We start from the raw sequence: 17976 nt of genomic DNA on the forward strand, positions 1-17976 counted from the left end.
CCCTTGTTTTGATTATCCGAAAAATACGTCGCCGGCGGCGATCGTCTGCATCGTGTCCGAGCCCGTATCGAGCATCAGCCGGCCGTCCTGATCAATACCGGCAAAGCGGCCGGAAAGCGACCGATCCGGCAGGTTCACCGTAATGGTCTCGCCGATGCCGCGCGCTGCCGCCCGCCATTGGTCTATGATGTGTGCCACACCCCTGCCCTGGTCCCAAACGGAGAGCGTTTCGGCCATGGTCAGGAAAAGGTGGGCAAACAAGTCGTCCGGCGATACCGACGCCCCTTCGTTGCGAAGCGAAGTCACCGGGTAGAGTGCCTCGTCGGGCATGACGGCGATGTTGATGCCGCAGCCGATGACCAGCGCGCGACGTCCGTCTGCAAGACTCTCGCCTTCAAGCAGGATGCCGCAAGTCTTCTTGCCGTCGATGAGGATATCGTTCGGCCATTTGATCTCGACCGGAGCGCCGGCCAGCGGCATTACCTGTCGGATGGCCCTGTGAACCGCCACTGCCACTGCCAGCGGCAGCGAGTGCAGCAGCTCGATCGGAGCCGGCTCGATCAAGAGGAGCGAAGCATAGAGATTGCCGGGCTCTGAAAACCAGGCCCTACCGCGTCGACCACGTCCACCTGTCTGGCGGGCGGCGGTGATCCAGAGATTTCCCCTGTCCCCCTCGCGCGCCCGCACCAGGCATTCGCTGTTGGTCGAACCGACTTCATTGAGAGCGACGTGCCGGAAATCGTCGAGCGAAACCCGGCCGCCGCCTTCAAGGCCTATCAAAAGAAGGTCCGAGCCGCGACTTCAGCGGCGTTGCCGAGCGGACCACCGATCAGGACGTAGCCAAGCACGAACAGGCCCGAGAGACCGAAAACCAGGCGAAGCTCGCCGGCCGTCCGGGCAAACTCGCCCTTGGCATCGTCGAACCACATCACCTTGATGACACGCAGGTAGTAGTAGGCGCCGACGACCGAAGCGAGCACGCCGATGATGGCAAGCGCATAGAGATGGGCTTCGATAGCCGCCATGAACACGAAGTACTTCCCGAAGAAGCCTGCCATCGGCGGGATGCCGGCGAGCGAGAACATCAGGATGGTAAGGACCGTGGCCATGAAGGGGTTGGTCTGCGACAGGCCAGCGAGATCGTCGACGCTTTCGACGTTCTCGCCATCCTTGCGGCGCATGGCGAGGATGCAGGCGAAGGTGCCGAGCGTCATGACCATGTAGATGAGCATGTAGAGCAGAACGCCGCGAACGCCCGCCATAGAGCCGGCGGCGAGACCGACGAGCGCGTAGCCCATGTGACCGATGGAGGAATAGGCCATCAGGCGCTTGATGTTCTTCTGGCCGATCGCCGCAAAGGCTCCGAGCAGCATCGAAGCGATCGAGATGAAGACGACGATCTGTTGCCACTGGACAACGACCGGCTCGAACGCGTTGATGACGATGCGAACGAAGATGGCCATGGCGGCAACCTTCGGGGCCGCGGCGAAGAATGCGGTGACCGGCGTCGGCGCACCTTCATAAACATCCGGCGTCCACATGTGGAACGGAACGGCAGAAATCTTGAATGCAAGGCCGGCAAGGATGAAGACCAGTCCGAAGATCAGGCCGAGCGACGGCGTGCCCGTAGTCGTCAATGCAGCGGCAATCTCGTCAAAGCCGGTGTGGCCGGTGAAGCCGTAGACCAGCGACATGCCATAAAGCAGCATGCCCGAAGACAGCGCGCCGAGGACGAAATACTTCAGGCCGGCTTCCGTCGAACGGATGCTGTCACGGTTGATGGCGGCTACGACGTAGAGCGCCAGCGACTGCAATTCCAGCGACAGGTACAGCGACATCAGGTCGTTGGCCGAGATCATCAGGAGCATTCCGAGGGTGGCGAGCACCAGCAGCACCGGGAACTCGAAACGATCGATCTGCGCGGAACGGGCATGGCCGACCGTCATCACCATGGCGGTGATCGAGCCGATCAGCGCCAGCACCTTCATGAACTTGGCGAAGGGATCGGACAGGAAGGCGCCGCCGTAAGCTTCGCCCTCGCCCGTCTTCAGGACGAGCCAGAGGCCGGCGATGATGAGAAGGGCAACCGCAAGGCCGGTGACGGTCGAGGTCGACTTTTCACCGGCGAACACGCCGATCATCAAGAGCGCCATCGCGCCGACCGCGAGGATCAACTCGGGGATCGAGAGCTGCAGGCTAGCGAGGAGGATTTCAGCAGTCATGTCCAATCACGTCCTGTGGTCATTGCACCGAAAGCGCAACGTTTTGCGCTGCCTGCAGGGCTGCGGAGTAGTTGTTGACGAGCAGATCCACGGAGGCTGCGGTCGCATCGAAGATCGGCGCCGGATAGACACCGAAGAAGATCGTCAGGATCACCAGCGGGTAAAGGATCGCCTTCTCGCGAGCCGAAAGATCGAGCAGAGCCTTCAGGCTTTCCTTTTCCAGCGCACCGAAGATCACTCGGCGGTAGAGCCAGAGCGCGTAGGCAGCCGAGAGAATAACGCCGCTCGTTGCAAAGAACGCAACCCAGGTATTGACGCGGAAGACGCCGACGAGCGTCAGCACTTCGCCGACGAAGCCTGATGTGCCGGGTAGGCCGACGTTGGCCATGGTGAACACCATGAAGGCGACGGCGTATTTCGGCATGTTGTTGACGAGGCCGCCATAGGCCGAGATCTCGCGGGTGTGCAGCCGGTCATAGACGACGCCGACGCAAAGGAAGAGCGCGCCGGAGACGATGCCGTGCGACAGCATCTGGAAAATCGCACCCTGAACACCCTGCGTATTGGCCGCGAAGATACCCATCGTCACGTAACCCATATGTGCGACGGACGAATAGGCGATCAGTTTCTTGATGTCGGTCTGCATCATCGCCACCAGCGAGGTGTAGATGATCGCGATGACCGACAGCGTGAAGACGAAGGGCGCGAAATAGTCGGACGCCAGCGGGAACATCGGCAGCGAGAAGCGCACGAAGCCGTAACCGCCAAGCTTCAGGAGGATGGCGGCCAGGATGACCGAACCCGCCGTCGGCGCCTGAACGTGCGCGTCGGGAAGCCAGGTGTGCACCGGCCACATCGGCATCTTCACCGCGAAGGAAGCGAAGAAGGCGAGCCATAACCACGTCTGCATCTCACGCGGGAAGTTGTAGGCGAGAAGTTCAGTGATGTCGGTGGTACCGGCCTGCCAGTACATCGCCATGATGGCGAGCAACATCAGCACCGAGCCGAGCAGCGTGTAGAGGAAGAACTTGTAGCTCGCATAGACGCGATCCTTGCCGCCCCAGACACCGATGATGAGGAACATCGGAATGAGGCCGGCTTCGAAGAACACGTAGAACAGCACGATGTCGAGCGACACGAACACGCCGATCATGAACGTTTCCAGGATCAGGAACGCGATCATGTATTCCTTCAGCCGCTTTTCGACCGAGAACCAGCTTGCGAGCACGCAGAACGGCATCAGGAAGGCAGAGAGAACGACGAAGAGCACCGAGATGCCGTCGACGCCGAGATGATAGGAAATCCCGGTGCCGAGCCATTCGTGCTTCTCGGTCATCTGGAAACCCGGGTTCGAGCTATCGAACTGGTACCAGATATAGACCGACACGGCGAACGTGAAGAGCGTCGTCAGCAGCGATACGTTCAGGATGTTGCGGCGGCCGTAGGCGCTGTCTTCTCTTGTCAGCAAGAGAAGCAGGACGCCGACGAGCGGCATGAAGGTGACCGCGGAAAGTACGGGCCAATCGGTCATCAGAAGGAACTCCCGAGCATCATCCATGTAACGAGCGCAGCAATGCCGATCAGCATGGCGAACGCGTAGTGATAGAGGTAACCGGTCTGCAGCCGGACCACACGATCGGTGACATCAAGCACGCGTGCCGCAATTCCGTTAGGGCCAAGGCCGTCGATGACCCGGCCGTCGCCTTCCTTCCACAGGAAGACGCCGAGGCGCTTGGCCGAGCGTACGAACAGGAAGTCGTATAGCTCGTCGAAGTACCACTTGTTGAGCAGGAACTGGTAGAGGCCGCGATGCTGTTCCGCCAGGTACTTCGGCAGCTCAGGCCGACGGATGTACATGTACCAGGCCGTGAAGAGACCAAGCGCCATGGCGCAGAACGGGCTCCACTTAACCCACAGCGGAACGTGGTGGTACTCATGGAGGATTTCGTTTTCAGCCGAGGTGAACAACGCACCCTTCCAGAACTCGGCATAGCCCTCGCCGAAGAAGTGGTCGTGGAACAGGAAGCCTGCGAGCAGAGCACCGGCAGCCAGGATGTAGAGCGGCACCAGCATGACCTGAGGTGATTCATGGACGTGATGCATGACATCCGACGAAGCGCGTGGCTTGCCGTGGAAGGTCATGAAGGTCAGGCGCCAGGAATAGAAACTGGTGAACAGAGCGGCGATCACCAGCATCGCAAAGGCAAAGCCCGAAACGATGCTGTGCGAAGCGAACGTCGATTCGATGATGGCATCCTTCGAGAAGAAGCCGGCCGTACCGATGACGGTGCCGGGGATGCCGACGCCGGTGAGCGCGATCGTGCCGATGAACATCATCCAATAGGTGACCTTAATATGCTTCCGCAGGCCACCCATGTAACGCATATCCTGTTCGCCATCGACGGCGTGAATGACCGAACCTGCACCCAAGAAAAGGAGAGCCTTGAAGAAGGCGTGCGTGAACAGATGAAAGATGGCCGCGCCATAGGCGCCGACGCCGAGGGCCACGAACATGTAGCCAAGCTGCGAACAGGTCGAATAGGCGATGACGCGCTTGATGTCGTTCTGGACCAGACCGACGGTTGCGGCGAAGAAGGCCGTGATCGCGCCGATCAGCGTGACGACCGTCAGTGCAGTCGGCGACAGCTCAAACAGCGGCGACATGCGAGCGACAAGGAAGACGCCGGCGGTGACCATGGTTGCGGCGTGAATGAGGGCCGAAACCGGGGTCGGGCCTTCCATCGCGTCCGGAAGCCAGGTGTGCAGCAGGAACTGAGCCGACTTGCCCATCGCGCCCATGAAGAGCAGCAGGCATGCGGCCGTGATGGCATCTGCCTTGTCGAGGTGCATGCCGAACAGCGTAACAACCGCCTCCCCTGCTGCGGCACCTTCGGCCGGCAGGTAGGTCTGGGCTGCTGCAAAGATGGTTTCGAGGTTGACCGAACCGAACAGCACGAAGACGAGGAAGATGCCAAGCGAGAAACCGAAGTCGCCAACGCGGTTGACGATGAACGCCTTCATCGCCGCCGCGTTCGCCGACGGCTTCTTATACCAGAAGCCGATCAGCAGGTAGGATGCGAGACCCACGCCTTCCCAGCCGAAGAACATCTGCACCAGGTTGTCCGACGTGATCAGCATCAACATCGCGAAGGTGAAGAGCGACAGATAGGCGAAGAAACGCGGACGATGCGGATCGTGGTGCATATAGCCGATCGAATAGACATGCACGAGCGTCGACACTGTGTTGACGACCACGAACATGACTGCGGTCAGCGTGTCGACGCGGAACGCCCATTCGACGTCGAAGCCGCCGGACTGGATCCAGCGCAGCACCGAAACCTTGATCAGTTCCTGCTCGCCCATCGCGACGTCGAAGAAGACGTACCACGACAATGCGGCGGCGATGATCATCAGTCCGCTGGTGACATATTCAGAAGCCTTGGCGCCGATCGAAGTGCCGAAAAGGCCGGCGACCAGAAAGCCAATCAAAGGCAGGAAGACGATAGCCTTGATGATGGTATCCATAGCCCAATCAGCCCTTCATCATGTTGACGTCTTCAACAGCGATCGAGCCGCGGTTGCGGTAGAAGACGACGAGAATTGCAAGCCCGATGGCGGCTTCCGCGGCCGCGACGGTCAGAATGAACAGAGCAAAGACCTGGCCAGTGATGTCGTTCAGGAACGACGAGAAGGCGACCATGTTGATGTTGACCGCAAGCAGGATCAGTTCGACCGACATCAGGATGACGATGACGTTCTTCCGGTTCAGGAAGATGCCGAAGACACCAAGCGTGAACAGGATGGCGCTGACGGTGAGATAGTGGGAAATTCCGATTTCCATTTTTTGGTTCCTCGACCTCGCGTCCGAATTAAATGCCCTGCCCGGGCTTGACCGTGATCACCTCGACGGCGGTCTCGGGCGTGCGGGCAACCTGCTGCGGAATGCTCTGGCGCTTGATGTTCGTGCGGTGGCGCAGCGTGAGGACGATGGCGCCGATCATGGCGACCAACAGCACAAGGCCCGCGATCTGGAAGAAGTAGACGTAGTGGGTATAGAGCACGTCGCCGAGTGCGGCGGTGTTCGTCCGGTCGGCAACCGCCGGGATCGGCATCGAGATGCCCTTGGCAATCTCCGGCGAGAAGGTCGCGCCGCCGACGACGATGATCAGTTCGGCAGCCAGGATCAGACCGATCAGCGCACCGACGGGCGCATATTCAAGCACGCCGGCTCTGAGTTCGGCGAAATCGATATCGAGCATCATGACGACGAACAGGAAGAGCACCGCAACCGCGCCGACATAGACCACGAGCAGGATCATCGCCAGGAACTCGGCGCCAGCCAGCAGGAACAGGCCCGCCGAATTGAAGAAGGTCAGGATCAGGAACAGCACCGAATAAACGGGGTTCCTGGCCGCAATGACCATAAATGCCGATGCCACCGCGATGAAGGCAAAGAGATAGAAAAAAAGAACCTGCAGACCCATGATCGGTGCCTTTTTCGTCTTGCACGGCGTGAGGCTCTTGCAGCCCCCACTCCACTGGCAAAGCCGGACTGATGTCCGGCCTTTGCCCCAAACTGTTTCACATGTGCCGCCTTGAAGGGCGACACCACGCATCGGCCTCAGCGATAGGGCGAGTCCATTGCGATGTTGCGTGCGATTTCCCGCTCCCAACGGTCGCCATTGGCGAGGAGCTTGTCTTTGTCGTAGTACAGCTCTTCACGCGTCTCGGTGGCGAATTCGAAGTTCGGTCCCTCGACGATGGCGTCGACCGGACAGGCTTCCTGGCAGAAACCGCAATAGATGCACTTCACCATGTCGATGTCGTAGCGCACCGTGCGGCGGGTGCCGTCGTTGCGGCGCGGGCCGGCCTCGATGGTGATGGCCTGGGCAGGACAGATCGCCTCGCAGAGCTTGCAGGCGATGCAGCGCTCTTCGCCGTTCGGATAACGGCGCAGGGCGTGTTCGCCACGGAAGCGCGGGCTGACCGGCCCCTTTTCGAAGGGGTAGTTCAACGTCGCCTTCGGCTTGAAGAAGTAGCGCATCGACAGAAAGAACGCGCCGACGAATTCCTTGAGGAACAGCGAGCTGACGGCTTGCGAAAGACCGGCCATCATTTACCTCCAGACTTGCCGGCCTGGGAGCGGCCAGCGGTATGCAACCGAGCGAAAGCCAGCATCATGCAGCTCCCGTCAGCTTGAGAACGAATGCAGTGATCACGACCATTGCCAGAGAAATCGGCAGGAAGACCTTCCAGCCGAGACGCATCAGCTGGTCGTAGCGGTAACGCGGAACGAAAGCCTTCACCATCGCGAACATGAAGAACACGAAGGATGCCTTGAGAACGAACCAGATGATGCCCGGGACCCAGTTGAGGAACCAGACGTCAACCGGAGGCAGCCAGCCGCCGAGGAAGAGAATGGTCGTCAGCGCGCACATCAGGCAGATGGCGGCATACTCGCCGAGCATGAACATCATGTAAGGCGTGGAGCCGTATTCGACCATGAAGCCGGCGACGAGTTCGGATTCCGCTTCCGGCAGATCGAAGGGCGGGCGGTTCGTTTCAGCCAGCGCCGAAATGAAGAACACGATGAACATCGGGAACAGTGCGAGCCAGTGCCAGTCGAGGAACGATGCGGGCAGACCCAAGTTCGTACCGATGCCGTTGCTCTGCGCATTGACGATATCAGTCAGGTTCAGCGAACCCACGCACAACAGGACGGTGACGATGACGAAGCCGATCGAGACTTCGTAAGACACCATCTGCGCGGCAGAACGAAGCGCGCCGAGGAAGGGATATTTGGAGTTCGACGCCCAGCCACCCATGATGATGCCATAAACTTCAAGAGAAGATATGGCGAACACGAAGAGGATGCCGACGTTGATATTCGCGATCACCCAGCCGGCATTGAGCGGAATAACCGCCCAGGCGGCGAGCGCCAGCGTCACGGAGACGAGCGGCGCGAGCAGAAAGATTGCCTTGTTTGCGCCAGCCGGAATCACCGGCTCCTTGAAGACGAACTTCAAAAGGTCGGCAAAGGACTGGAAAAGACCCCAGGGGCCCACCACATTCGGACCACGGCGAAGCTGGACAGCAGCCCAGATCTTGCGGTCGGCCAGCAGAACGTAGGCGATGAAAAGCAGCAGCGCGACCAGCAGCAGCAGCGACTGGGCGACCATGATGATCGCAGGCCAGACATAGGTCGAAACGAAAGCGTCCATGATACTCTATTCCCTCGCGCTCATTCCGCCGCAGCTTTGAAGTTGTTGCGTGCCAAAGCCGAGCATTCGGCCATGACGGCGGATGCGCGCGCTATCGGGTTCGTCAAATAGAAGTCTTTGACCGGAGACGCAAACACGGATTTGCCCATCTCACCGGCTTTTTGAGCAAGTGCGGCAATTTCGTCGCCACTGCCGACGGCAATCGCGTCGACATCGGCGAAATGCGGCTGCGCGGCGTAAAGCTTCGAGCGTAATTCGCCAAGCGAATCAAAGGGCAGCTTCTTGCCGAGAACGTCGGAGAGCGCACGGATGATCGCCCAGTCCTCGCGGGCGTCGCCCGGAGCGAAGCCGGCACGGTTGCCGATCTGCACGCGGCCCTCGGTGTTGACCCAGGTGCCGGATTTTTCGGTGTAGGTGGCGGCGGGCAGGATGACGTCGGCAGCGTGGGCGCCATTGTCGCCATGCGAACCGATATAGACAGTGAAGCCGGACTTGCGGCCAGCAAGATCGATCTCGTCGGCGCCGAGCAGGAAGAGAACGTCAGTGGCCGAAACCATTTCGGCGGCCGTCTTGCCGTTCTTGCCCGGGACGAAGCCGAGGTCGAGACCACCGACGCGGGACGCTGCGGTGTGCAGAACGGCAAAGCCGTTCCAGTCGGCCGTCACTGCGCCGACAAGCTTGGCGGCAGCGGCGAGAACGGCGGCACCGCCCTCCCCTGCAACGGCGCCCTGGCCGATGATGATCATCGGACGCTGCGCCTTCTTCAAGGTCGCAGCGAACTTGCCCTTGCCGGACACGAGTTCGGCCAGCGTGTCGGTGCCTGCACCGAGGTATTCGTATTCGTAGCGCAGTTCACCCCGCTCGCCGATGACGGCGATCGGGAAATTGCCCATCCGGTAACGCTTGCGGATGCGTGCGTTGAGAACGGATGCTTCGAAGCGCGGGTTCGAGCCGATGATCAGCAGCGCGTCGGCGCTCTCGATCCCCTGAATGGTCGGGTTGAAGATGTAGCTGGCGCGGCCGAGCGACGGATCGAGCGCTGCACCATCCTGGCGGCAGTCGACGTTTTCGGAACCGAGCGAAGCAAGCAGTTCCTTCAGCGCGTACATTTCTTCTACGGAAGCAAGGTCACCGGCGATGGCGCCGATCTTGTCGCCGGAGGTCGCTGCAACGGCAGCCTTGACCGCCTGGAACGCTTCGCTCCACGTTGCAGCCTGCAGACGGCCGTCCTTCTTGACATAAGGACGGTCGAGACGCTGAGTCTTCAGGCCGTCCCAGATGAAGCGGCTCTTGTCGGAGATCCACTCTTCGTTGATGTCCTCGTTGACGCGCGGCATGATGCGCATCACTTCGCGGCCACGGGTATCGACGCGGATGGCCGAACCGAGCGCGTCCATCACGTCGATCGATTCGGTCTTGTTCAGTTCCCACGGACGCGCCGTGAAGGCGAACGGCTTGGAGGTCAGCGCGCCGACCGGGCAGAGGTCAACGACATTGCCCTGAAGCTCGGAGGTCATGGCCTGTTCAAGATAGGTAGTGATCTCGGCGTCTTCGCCGCGGCCGATCAGGCCGAGTTCGGCAATGCCGGCCACTTCCGTGGTGAAACGGACGCAGCGCGTGCAATGGATGCAACGGTTCATCACCGTCTTGACCAACGGGCCGATATACTTGTCTTCGACAGCGCGCTTGTTTTCCTGGTAGCGCGAACTATCGATGCCGAAGGCCATCGCCTGGTCCTGCAAGTCGCATTCGCCACCCTGGTCGCAGATCGGGCAATCGAGCGGATGGTTGATCAGCAGGAATTCCATGACGCCTTCGCGCGCCTTCTTGACCATCGGTGTGGTCGTGAAGACTTCCGGCGTCTCGCCGTTCGGACCCGGACGAAGGTCGCGCACACCCATGGCACAGGAGGCGGCGGGCTTTGGTGGCCCTCCCTTCACCTCGATCAGACACATGCGGCAGTTGCCGGCGACCGACAGCCGCTCATGGAAACAGAAGCGCGGAACCTCGGCGCCGGCTTCTTCGCACGCCTGAAGCAGCGTGAAATGATCCGGGACCTCGATCTCTTTTCCGTCGACTTTCAGCTTTGCCATCTTCGTACTCAATCCTGTCTTCCATCCGTCCACCTTGAGGCGACGGACAATTCCAACACAGCCATGCTGCTTGCCGGTGGCGACCTCTGCCGGTCACCGCCTCTTATTCTTTTGCGCCTTTCAGCGCCTTTGCCTGCTTTACCCAGTCGTCGCGCAGAATACGTCCGCCAAAGCCCAGTTCGTCGTCGAAGCGGGCAATGTCGGCGTCACTCCAGGCGGCGATATCGGCGAACCGGCGAATGCCCTTGCCGTTCAGGACCTGCTCGAGCTTCGGGCCGATGCCGGAAATCCGCTTGAGGTCGTCGGCGGTGCGGGTCTTGGACCGCGAAGCTGCCGGCGCCTTCACGCGCTCCGCCAGCTTGTTCTCAGCCTTCGGCTTTGATACCGCGCCTTTCTTGGCGACTACCGGCTTCACCGTCTCTTGCGGCATTGCTTCTGCCTGAACCGGAGCTGCTTGGGTCGGAACGACCTCAGCCGGGGCGTCTGCCTGCATCTGGCCAGCCAAGGCCGAGCCCTTCTGCAGCGCTTCGACGGCGCCCTGCATCGCGCCGAACATAACGCCGGCGATGTGGCTCGACAGACCGAAACCAAGCGCGGTGGCAGCTGCCACGGCGCCTGCCGGATGCGCCATCAGCGGATGCAGCGGCACTTTGGGCATGGTCTTCATCCATTCGGCCATGCCGAACGGATCGGCCGGATCACTGCCAAGCGGACGTGCGGACGGAATGCCGCTCTCGGCCTCTCCCCTCACCTGTCCATCCTTGCGTGTGCCGGCCATGGCCCGTTACTCCGCCGCTTCCAGCACCGCGCCGTGCGACGTCGCGTTGCGGGTGTATTCGTCGATGCGCTTTTCGATCTCCGGACGGAAGTTGCGGATCAGGCCCTGGATCGGCCAGGCGGCCGCATCACCCAGAGCACAGATCGTGTGACCTTCGATCTGCTTGGTGACGTCGAACAGCATGTCGATCTCGCGCTTCTGGGCGCGGCCCTGCACCATGCGTTCCATCACGCGCCACATCCAGCCGGTGCCTTCGCGGCACGGCGTGCACTGGCCGCAGCTCTCGTGCTTGAAGAAAGCCGAGATGCGGGCAATTGCCTTGATGATGTCCGTGGAGCGATCCATGACGATGGCAGCCGCCGTGCCGAAGGACGATTTGACTTCACGAAGCCCGTCGAAATCCATCGGGCAGTCAATGATGTCTTCCGCCTTGACCACCGGGCACGATGCGCCGCCGGGAATGACCGCCAGCAGGTTGTCCCAGCCGCCGCGAATGCCACCGGCATGCTTGTCGACGAGTTCACGGAAGGTGATGCCCATCGCTTCTTCGACCGTGCACGGCTTGTTGACGTGACCGGAGAGCATGAACAGCTTGGTGCCGACGTTGTTCGGACGGCCGATCGACGAGAACCAGCCAGCGCCGCGGCGCAGGATCGTCGGGGCAACTGCGATCGACTCGACGTTGTTGACGGTCGTCGGGCAGCCGTAGAGACCCATGTTCGCCGGGAACGGCGGCTTCAGGCGCGGCTGGCCCTTCTTGCCTTCAAGGCTTTCGAGCAGCGCGGTTTCTTCGCCGCAGATGTAGGCGCCGGCGCCGTGGTGGACGTAGATGTCCATGTCCCAGCCCAGCTTGTTGTTCTTGCCGAGCAGGCCGGCGTCGTAGCATTCGTCGATCGCAGCCTGCAGCGCCTCGCGCTCGCGGATATATTCACCGCGCACGTAGATGTATGCGGTGTGCGCACCCATGGCGAAGCTGGCGATGACGCAGCCTTCGATCAGGGTGTGCGGATCGTGACGCATGATGTCACGGTCCTTGCAGGTGCCCGGTTCGGATTCGTCGGCGTTGACGACCAGATAGTGCGGACGCCCGTCGCTTTCCTTCGGCATGAAGGACCACTTGAGACCGGTCGGGAAGCCTGCGCCGCCACGACCGCGAAGACCCGAAGCTTTCATCTCGTTGACGATCCAGTCGCGACCCTTTTCGAGGATCTGCTTGGTGCCATCCCAATGGCCGCGGCTCATCGCGCCCTTGAGAGACTTATCCTTGAGGCCGTAGATATTGGTAAAGATGCGATCTTCATCTCTGAGCATGGTTCACCTCTTTACCGCGGCTTCTTGCCGAAAACTCTGATGTATTCGGCTTCGCCACCCTTGGCGAGCGCCTTGGCCTGCTTGACCCAATCGTCACGTTCGATCCGGCCCTTGAAATTGAGATAGCTGTCGACCCATTCGCGCTCGGCCTTCTTCCACGACGCGACTTGCGCGAACGTGTAGATGCCGAGTTCGTGCAGCGTGCCTTCGATCTTCGGGCCAACGCCGGAGATCAGCTTGAGGTCGTCGACAGCCGCCGGCCTAGCGATGCCTGCCGGGCGGTTCTTGTCTTCAAGCGACGGCTTGCCGGAAACGTCGGCCGCCCTGGCGGGCTTCGACTTGTCGGCGGTGTCGCCCTCGACCTTGGCGTTTGCCGCCGCTTCCTTCTTCGCCGTCGCCGGCGTCTTCACGGCGGCGTTGGTTTCGCTGGCAGCGGTCTTTGCCCGTGCAGCGTTCGATGGCGGAACGCTGACAACAGGCGCATCGCTGACCTTCTTCGCGCTCGCGGGAGCCTTCCTGGCCGGCGCGTCCGGCGTCATGAGCGTGGTCGGGCCACCTTCCGGCGCCGAGAAGACACGATCGATCTGCGGACCGGTGGCGACTTCGGCACCCTTGCCTGCATCGAAGCGGTCGATGATCTGCTCGAGCTGCTCGGGCGTCAGGTCTTCATAGGTGTCCTTGAAGATCATGACCATCGGCGCATTCACACAGGCGCCCTGACATTCCACTTCTTCCCAGGAAAGCGTGCCGCTCTCGTTGAGGGTGAAAGGATCGTGGGCGATCTTGCTCTTGCAGACCCGGATCAGGTCTTCGGCGCCACGCAGCATACACGGCGTCGTGCCGCAGACCTGCACGTGAGCGCGCGTTCCGACCGGCTTCAGCTGGAACTGGGTATAGAAGGTCGCAACTTCGAGCACGCGGATATAGGCCATGCCGAGCATGTCAGCGATCGATTCGATCGCGGCCTTCGTTACCCAGCCGTCCTGCTCCTGCGCCCGCATCAACAACGGAATGACCGCGGACTGCTCACGGCCTTTCGGATACTTCTGGATTGTCTTCTTTGCCCAAGCGGCGTTTTCGCGATTGAACGCGAATGCGGCCGGCTGAACATTGTCTTCGGCTAGTCGACGAACAGACATTCTTCACGACACCTTATCAGTTAATCGACCCACACCGCGATTTCGTCACCGAAACGAATTCGCAGGCATAGGCTGACTGGTCTTTTTGTAAAAATACGATGTAGCGCGTGCCGTTGGCCACGGCCGCCTTGATCTCGTAGCCCTTGGCCACGAGATCGGCCATCGAGCCCCCACGCATCGCGGCAGACGCTTCGCTGTTGACGGAATCCTGTGCGGATGCCGCCGTCGCAAGCATAAGAAATCCTGCCATTGCCAGGGGCGCGAAACGCATCAGCGATCCACCTCACCGAACACGATATCGAGGGAGCCCAGCACGGCTGACACGTCGGCAAGCTGGTGTCCGCGACAGAGGAAGTCCATCGCCTGCAGATGCGCGTAGCCCGGGGCACGGATCTTGCAGCGATAGGGCTTGTTGCTACCGTCGGAGACGAGATAGACGCCGAATTCGCCCTTGGGCGCTTCAACGGCTGTATAAACCTCGCCGGCCGGCACGTGGTAGCCTTCGGTGTAGAGCTTGAAGTGGTGGATCAGCGCTTCCATCGAGCGCTTCATCTCACCACGTTTTGGCGGAACGATCTTACCGTCCATCGACGAGACCGGGCCAATCTTGGCATCGCCGAGCAGACGGTTCACGCACTGACGCATGATCTTGGCCGACTCGCGCATTTCGATCATGCGGATGAGGTAACGATCGAAGCAGTCACCGTTCTTGCCGATCGGAATGTCGAAATCCATGTCCGAATAGCATTCGTAGGGCTGCGAACGGCGCAGGTCCCAGGCAGCGCCGGAACCGCGAACCATCACGCCCGAGAAACCCCAGGCCCAGGCGTCTTCCAGCTTGACGACGCCGATGTCGACGTTGCGCTGCTTGAAGATGCGGTTGCCAGTCAGAAGCTCGTCGATATCGTCGACGGTCTTGAGGAACGGGTCGATCCACTTGCCGATATCCTCGACCAGCTCATGCGGCAGATCCTGGTGCACGCCGCCGGGACGGAAATAGGCCGAGTGCATGCGCGCGCCGCAGGCACGCTCATAGAACACCATCAGCTTTTCGCGCTCCTCGAAGCCCCAGAGCGGCGGCGTCAGCGCGCCGACGTCCATGGCCTGCGTGGTCACGTTCAGAAGATGCGACAGGATACGGCCGATTTCCGAATAGAGAACGCGGATCAGCTGGCCGCGGATCGGAACTTCGGTTCCGGTCAGCTTTTCCACTGCAAGCGCAAAAGCATGCTCCTGGTTCATCGGCGCGACGTAGTCGAGCCGATCGAAATAGGGAATCGCCTGCAGATAGGTCTTGGTTTCGATCAGCTTTTCGGTGCCGCGATGCAGCAGACCGATATGCGGGTCGACACGCTCGACGATTTCGCCATCAAGCTCGAGCACCAGACGAAGAACGCCGTGCGCCGCCGGATGCTGCGGACCAAAGTTGATGTTGAAATTGCGGACGTTATGTTCGGTCATACCGATTGCTCCAGGCCGGACGGCGCCCTCAAAGGGTCGCCGCGGGCCGACTTAGTCTCACCGTGCTTTCGCCTTCTCGTCGCCGGGCAGGACGTATTCCGTCCCTTCCCACGGGGAGAGGAAGTCGAAGTTACGGAATTCCTGCTTCAGTTCAACGGGCTCATAGATGACGCGCTTGGCTTCGTCATCATAGCGAACCTCGACAAACCCGGTGACCGGGAAGTCCTTGCGCAGCGGATGCCCTTCGAAACCGTAGTCCGTCAGGATGCGACGCAGGTCCGGATGGCCGGTAAACAGAATGCCATACATGTCGTAGGCTTCGCGTTCGAACCAGTCGGCGCCCGGAAAGACGCTGGTGGCCGACGGCACAGGCTCGCCTTCACCGGTCGCAACCTTGATGCGCACGCGGAAATTCTGGCGTGGCGACAGCAGGTGGTAGACGACATCGAAACGGTCCGGCCGCTGAGGCCAGTCGACACCGCAAACATCGACGAAGTTGATGAAGGCGCACTGCACGTCGTCGCGCAGGAACGTCAAGAGCTCGATCAGGTTTGCAGCCGTCGTCGTCAGCGTCAGTTCGCCGTAGTTGATGGCGGCATCCGAAATCAGCTGGCTGCGCGTCTCGCGCAGATAGGAGGCAAGCTCGTTCAGGGCTTCACTCATGTTAAGGACCCCCTACCCTTAGCGTTCGATCGTGCCGGTCCGGCGGATCTTCTTCTGCAGCAAAAGCACGCCGTAAAGCAGCGCTTCTGCTGTGGGAGGACAGCCTGGCACATAGATATCAACGGGCACGACACGGTCGCAGCCACGCACGACGGAATAGGAATAGTGATAGTAGCCGCCGCCATTGGCACACGAGCCCATCGAGATCACGTAACGCGGCTCCGGCATCTGGTCGTAGACCTTGCGGAGCGCTGGCGCCATCTTGTTGGTCAGGGTGCCGGCGACGATCATCACATCGGACTGGCGCGGTGAAGCGCGCGGCGCGAAGCCGAAGCGCTCGGCGTCGTAACGCGGCATCGACATCTGCATCATCTCGACGGCGCAGCAGGCAAGACCGAAGGTCATCCACATCAGCGAACCAGTGCGCGCCCAATTGATGAGCTCGTCGGTCGACGTAACCAGAAAACCCTTGTCGGCGAGCTCATTGTTGATCTCGCCGAAGAATGCATCATTGCTGCCGATCGGCTTGCCGGTCGAGGGATCGATGATCCCCTTCGGCTTGGGCGCAACGAGCGTGGTGCCGGATGCTAGTTCCATTCCAGCGCTCCCTTCTTCCATTCATAGATAAAGCCGATCGTCAGCACACTGAGGAAGACCATCATGGACCAGAATCCGAACCAGCCCAGCTGGTGGAACGAGACGGCCCACGGAAAGAGGAAGGCGACTTCCAAGTCGAAGATGATGAAGAGGATCGACACAAGATAGAAACGAATGTCGAACTTCATTCGAGCGTCGTCGAACGCATTGAAACCGCATTCGTAGGCCGACAGCTTTTCCGAATCAGGCGCCTTGAACGCGACGGCGAAGGGGGCAATCAAAAGTGCCACGCCGATCACAAGTGCGATTCCAATGAAAATCGCGATCGGAACATAGGAACCGAGAAGTTCAGTCATTGTTATCCGTCCCTGCCTGCGGGAGGGCGCATGGGAGAGCGCCAAACAACAAATCTCGCAGGCCGAAAAATATGTTGCAACGCCAGAGTGGTTAGCGCAGCCCGCGCTTGCGCGCAAGCCTTCGAGGGCCATTTAAACCGGTTCGCGGCACAGGATTGGACGACGTGTCGCGGCAAAGCGCTGATTTGCAGGCACGGGCAGACTTTACGGTAAAAGCGACGCCAGAAGGACAGATTGCCGCACTGCAAAAAACAGAATTTGCAGTGACGTTGTATCGGAGGAATCAAGAGGTAAATGGCGCGAGTGACGGGGCTCGAACCCGCGACCTCCGGCGTGACAGGCCGGCACTCTAACCGACTGAGCTACACCCGCGCATATGACCCAAGGGGTCAGTATTACCACCATCGGCGCTTCGTGAGAATGCCTCAAGTCAAACCATGTCAAGAATGGCGCGAGTGACGGGGCTCGAACCCGCGACCTCCGGCGTGACAGGCCGGCACTCTAACCGACTGAGCTACACCCGCATCATCTTGAAGTGGCTGGAGCGTTTCCGCCCCGGCACCGAGCGGGCTTGCCCGTTCGATGAGCGGCTAACTAAGCGGTTCGCATTTGGGTGTCAAGCGTGTTTGGAGACAAATCCATAACGGAGCCAATTTTGATCCACAGGCAATGTCAAAGCCGCCCTCGACCTCCCCAGGCCCCTGCCCTTTGCGCAGCAGCCGGCTCTGGCGTGAGGAAAGACAATGCACAGATACATGCCAGCGACTGATGGATTCGGATGAAAGTCGTCGCGTGGCCAATCACCTTTTTCCACAGTCGCCGCTCTCCGCTTTTTTCCACAATGTGAAAACCCGGCAACTCCTGCACTTTTGTCGCCTCGTGCAAAAAAAATCAAAAAAACGACGGAAATGCTCTTGCGGTTTTTTTCGGTTACGCCTAGATCACGGCCACCGACGCGGCGGACACATCCGGTCCGAACGCTGAAGGGCGATTAGCTCAGTTGGTAGAGCGCCTCGTTTACACCGAGGATGTCGGGAGTTCGAGTCTCTCATCGCCCACCATTTTTTCCTTGGAACTTCCACCGCCGACTCAACAAGCGCATTTGCGTTCATGTTTTCACTGTCGAACTGTCCGT

At 60.4% G+C, this 17976-nt stretch carries 17 protein-coding genes and 3 tRNA genes; 1 reads left to right on the forward strand and 19 read right to left on the reverse strand.

What is annotated here, in order from left to right:
- Nucleotides 1-12: 12 nt before the first annotated feature.
- The 19 genes from ASD00_RS34605 to ASD00_RS34695 form a co-directional block, all read right to left on the reverse strand.
- Nucleotides 13-777 (reverse strand): biotin--[acetyl-CoA-carboxylase] ligase, encoded by a 765-nt coding sequence (locus ASD00_RS34605; protein ID WP_162249774.1) that lies wholly within the window; start codon nt 775-777, stop codon nt 13-15.
- The gene (nuoN, locus tag ASD00_RS34610) at nt 777-2222 is read right to left on the reverse strand and encodes an NADH-quinone oxidoreductase subunit NuoN (protein ID WP_057211423.1); all 1446 of its coding nucleotides are present in this window, start codon (nt 2220-2222) and stop codon (nt 777-779) included. The genes ASD00_RS34605 and nuoN overlap by 1 nt, the downstream gene beginning before the upstream one ends.
- Before the next feature lie 19 nt (nt 2223-2241).
- Nucleotides 2242-3753, reverse strand: a complete 1512-nt coding sequence (locus ASD00_RS34615) for an NADH-quinone oxidoreductase subunit M (RefSeq protein ID WP_057211424.1) — start codon at nt 3751-3753, stop codon at nt 2242-2244.
- Entirely contained in the window at nt 3753-5747 is a 1995-nt protein-coding gene (nuoL, locus tag ASD00_RS34620; RefSeq protein WP_057211425.1) for an NADH-quinone oxidoreductase subunit L, read from the reverse strand. The genes ASD00_RS34615 and nuoL overlap by 1 nt, the downstream gene beginning before the upstream one ends.
- A 7-nt stretch (nt 5748-5754) precedes the next feature.
- Nucleotides 5755-6063, reverse strand: coding sequence for an NADH-quinone oxidoreductase subunit NuoK (gene nuoK / locus ASD00_RS34625; RefSeq protein WP_025426592.1), 309 nt, complete (start codon nt 6061-6063; stop codon nt 5755-5757).
- A 28-nt stretch (nt 6064-6091) separates the two neighbouring features.
- On the reverse strand, nt 6092-6706 hold the full coding sequence (locus ASD00_RS34630; protein WP_025426591.1) for an NADH-quinone oxidoreductase subunit J: 615 nt from the start codon (nt 6704-6706) through the stop codon (nt 6092-6094).
- 137 nt (nt 6707-6843) lie between these two features.
- Nucleotides 6844-7335, reverse strand: coding sequence for an NADH-quinone oxidoreductase subunit NuoI (gene nuoI / locus ASD00_RS34635; protein ID WP_025426590.1), 492 nt, complete (start codon nt 7333-7335; stop codon nt 6844-6846).
- 64 nt (nt 7336-7399) lie between these two features.
- Nucleotides 7400-8443 carry an NADH-quinone oxidoreductase subunit NuoH gene (gene nuoH, locus ASD00_RS34640; protein ID WP_025426589.1) on the reverse strand — a complete coding sequence of 348 codons (1044 nt, stop codon included), beginning with the start codon at nt 8441-8443 and terminating at the stop codon, nt 7400-7402.
- Between the two features lie 20 nt (nt 8444-8463).
- The gene (nuoG, locus tag ASD00_RS34645; protein WP_057211426.1) at nt 8464-10536 is read right to left on the reverse strand and encodes an NADH-quinone oxidoreductase subunit NuoG; all 2073 of its coding nucleotides are present in this window, start codon (nt 10534-10536) and stop codon (nt 8464-8466) included.
- Nucleotides 10537-10639: 103 nt separating this feature from the next.
- Nucleotides 10640-11314, reverse strand: coding sequence for an NADH:ubiquinone oxidoreductase (locus tag ASD00_RS34650; RefSeq protein WP_057211427.1), 675 nt, complete (start codon nt 11312-11314; stop codon nt 10640-10642).
- Between the two features lie 6 nt (nt 11315-11320).
- Nucleotides 11321-12625 (reverse strand): NADH-quinone oxidoreductase subunit NuoF, encoded by a 1305-nt coding sequence (gene nuoF, locus ASD00_RS34655; RefSeq protein ID WP_025426586.1) that lies wholly within the window; start codon nt 12623-12625, stop codon nt 11321-11323.
- Between the two features lie 11 nt (nt 12626-12636).
- Nucleotides 12637-13764: an NADH-quinone oxidoreductase subunit E gene (locus ASD00_RS34660; protein ID WP_025426585.1), complete on the reverse strand. Its 1128-nt coding sequence runs from the start codon at nt 13762-13764 to the stop codon at nt 12637-12639.
- Nucleotides 13765-13780: 16 nt separating this feature from the next.
- Nucleotides 13781-14035 (reverse strand): hypothetical protein, encoded by a 255-nt coding sequence (locus tag ASD00_RS34665; protein ID WP_025426584.1) that lies wholly within the window; start codon nt 14033-14035, stop codon nt 13781-13783.
- Nucleotides 14035-15225: an NADH-quinone oxidoreductase subunit D gene (locus ASD00_RS34670; RefSeq protein ID WP_025426583.1), complete on the reverse strand. Its 1191-nt coding sequence runs from the start codon at nt 15223-15225 to the stop codon at nt 14035-14037. Before ASD00_RS34670 ends, ASD00_RS34665 begins: the two co-directional genes overlap by 1 nt.
- 57 nt (nt 15226-15282) lie before the next feature.
- Nucleotides 15283-15888: an NADH-quinone oxidoreductase subunit C gene (locus ASD00_RS34675; RefSeq protein ID WP_025426582.1), complete on the reverse strand. Its 606-nt coding sequence runs from the start codon at nt 15886-15888 to the stop codon at nt 15283-15285.
- Between the two features lie 18 nt (nt 15889-15906).
- Complete coding sequence (locus tag ASD00_RS34680; protein WP_025426581.1) at nt 15907-16485, reverse strand: NADH-quinone oxidoreductase subunit B; 579 nt, start codon at nt 16483-16485, stop codon at nt 15907-15909.
- On the reverse strand, nt 16476-16841 hold the full coding sequence (locus ASD00_RS34685; protein WP_025426580.1) for an NADH-quinone oxidoreductase subunit A: 366 nt from the start codon (nt 16839-16841) through the stop codon (nt 16476-16478). Before ASD00_RS34685 ends, ASD00_RS34680 begins: the two co-directional genes overlap by 10 nt.
- A 295-nt stretch (nt 16842-17136) precedes the next feature.
- Nucleotides 17137-17213, reverse strand: a tRNA-Asp gene (locus tag ASD00_RS34690).
- 75 nt (nt 17214-17288) lie between these two features.
- Nucleotides 17289-17365: transfer RNA gene (locus ASD00_RS34695), tRNA-Asp, on the reverse strand.
- Between the two features lie 461 nt (nt 17366-17826).
- On the opposite strand from ASD00_RS34695, the gene ASD00_RS34700 reads away from it, so the two are divergent.
- Nucleotides 17827-17902: transfer RNA gene (locus ASD00_RS34700), tRNA-Val, on the forward strand.
- The last annotated feature ends 74 nt before the right edge of the window (nt 17903-17976 follow it).

Source organism: Ensifer sp. Root31, assembly GCF_001424825.1.
GTDB lineage: Bacteria > Pseudomonadota > Alphaproteobacteria > Rhizobiales > Rhizobiaceae > Ensifer > Ensifer canadensis.

Coding starts and splice junctions, on each gene's coding strand:
- nuoN (WP_057211423.1), bottom strand. CDS start 2,222: ATGACTGCTGAAATCCTCCTCGCTAGCCTGCAGCTCTCGATCCCCGAG.
- ASD00_RS34615 (WP_057211424.1), bottom strand. CDS start 3,753: ATGACCGATTGGCCCGTACTTTCCGCGGTCACCTTCATGCCGCTCGTC.
- nuoL (WP_057211425.1), bottom strand. CDS start 5,747: ATGGATACCATCATCAAGGCTATCGTCTTCCTGCCTTTGATTGGCTTT.
- nuoK (WP_025426592.1), bottom strand. CDS start 6,063: ATGGAAATCGGAATTTCCCACTATCTCACCGTCAGCGCCATCCTGTTC.
- ASD00_RS34630 (WP_025426591.1), bottom strand. CDS start 6,706: ATGGGTCTGCAGGTTCTTTTTTTCTATCTCTTTGCCTTCATCGCGGTG.
- nuoI (WP_025426590.1), bottom strand. CDS start 7,335: ATGGCCGGTCTTTCGCAAGCCGTCAGCTCGCTGTTCCTCAAGGAATTC.
- nuoH (WP_025426589.1), bottom strand. CDS start 8,443: ATGGACGCTTTCGTTTCGACCTATGTCTGGCCTGCGATCATCATGGTC.
- nuoG (WP_057211426.1), bottom strand. CDS start 10,536: ATGGCAAAGCTGAAAGTCGACGGAAAAGAGATCGAGGTCCCGGATCAT.
- ASD00_RS34650 (WP_057211427.1), bottom strand. CDS start 11,314: ATGGCCGGCACACGCAAGGATGGACAGGTGAGGGGAGAGGCCGAGAGC.
- nuoF (WP_025426586.1), bottom strand. CDS start 12,625: ATGCTCAGAGATGAAGATCGCATCTTTACCAATATCTACGGCCTCAAG.
- ASD00_RS34660 (WP_025426585.1), bottom strand. CDS start 13,764: ATGTCTGTTCGTCGACTAGCCGAAGACAATGTTCAGCCGGCCGCATTC.
- ASD00_RS34665 (WP_025426584.1), bottom strand. CDS start 14,035: ATGCGTTTCGCGCCCCTGGCAATGGCAGGATTTCTTATGCTTGCGACG.
- ASD00_RS34670 (WP_025426583.1), bottom strand. CDS start 15,225: ATGACCGAACATAACGTCCGCAATTTCAACATCAACTTTGGTCCGCAG.
- ASD00_RS34675 (WP_025426582.1), bottom strand. CDS start 15,888: ATGAGTGAAGCCCTGAACGAGCTTGCCTCCTATCTGCGCGAGACGCGC.
- ASD00_RS34680 (WP_025426581.1), bottom strand. CDS start 16,485: ATGGAACTAGCATCCGGCACCACGCTCGTTGCGCCCAAGCCGAAGGGG.
- ASD00_RS34685 (WP_025426580.1), bottom strand. CDS start 16,841: ATGACTGAACTTCTCGGTTCCTATGTTCCGATCGCGATTTTCATTGGA.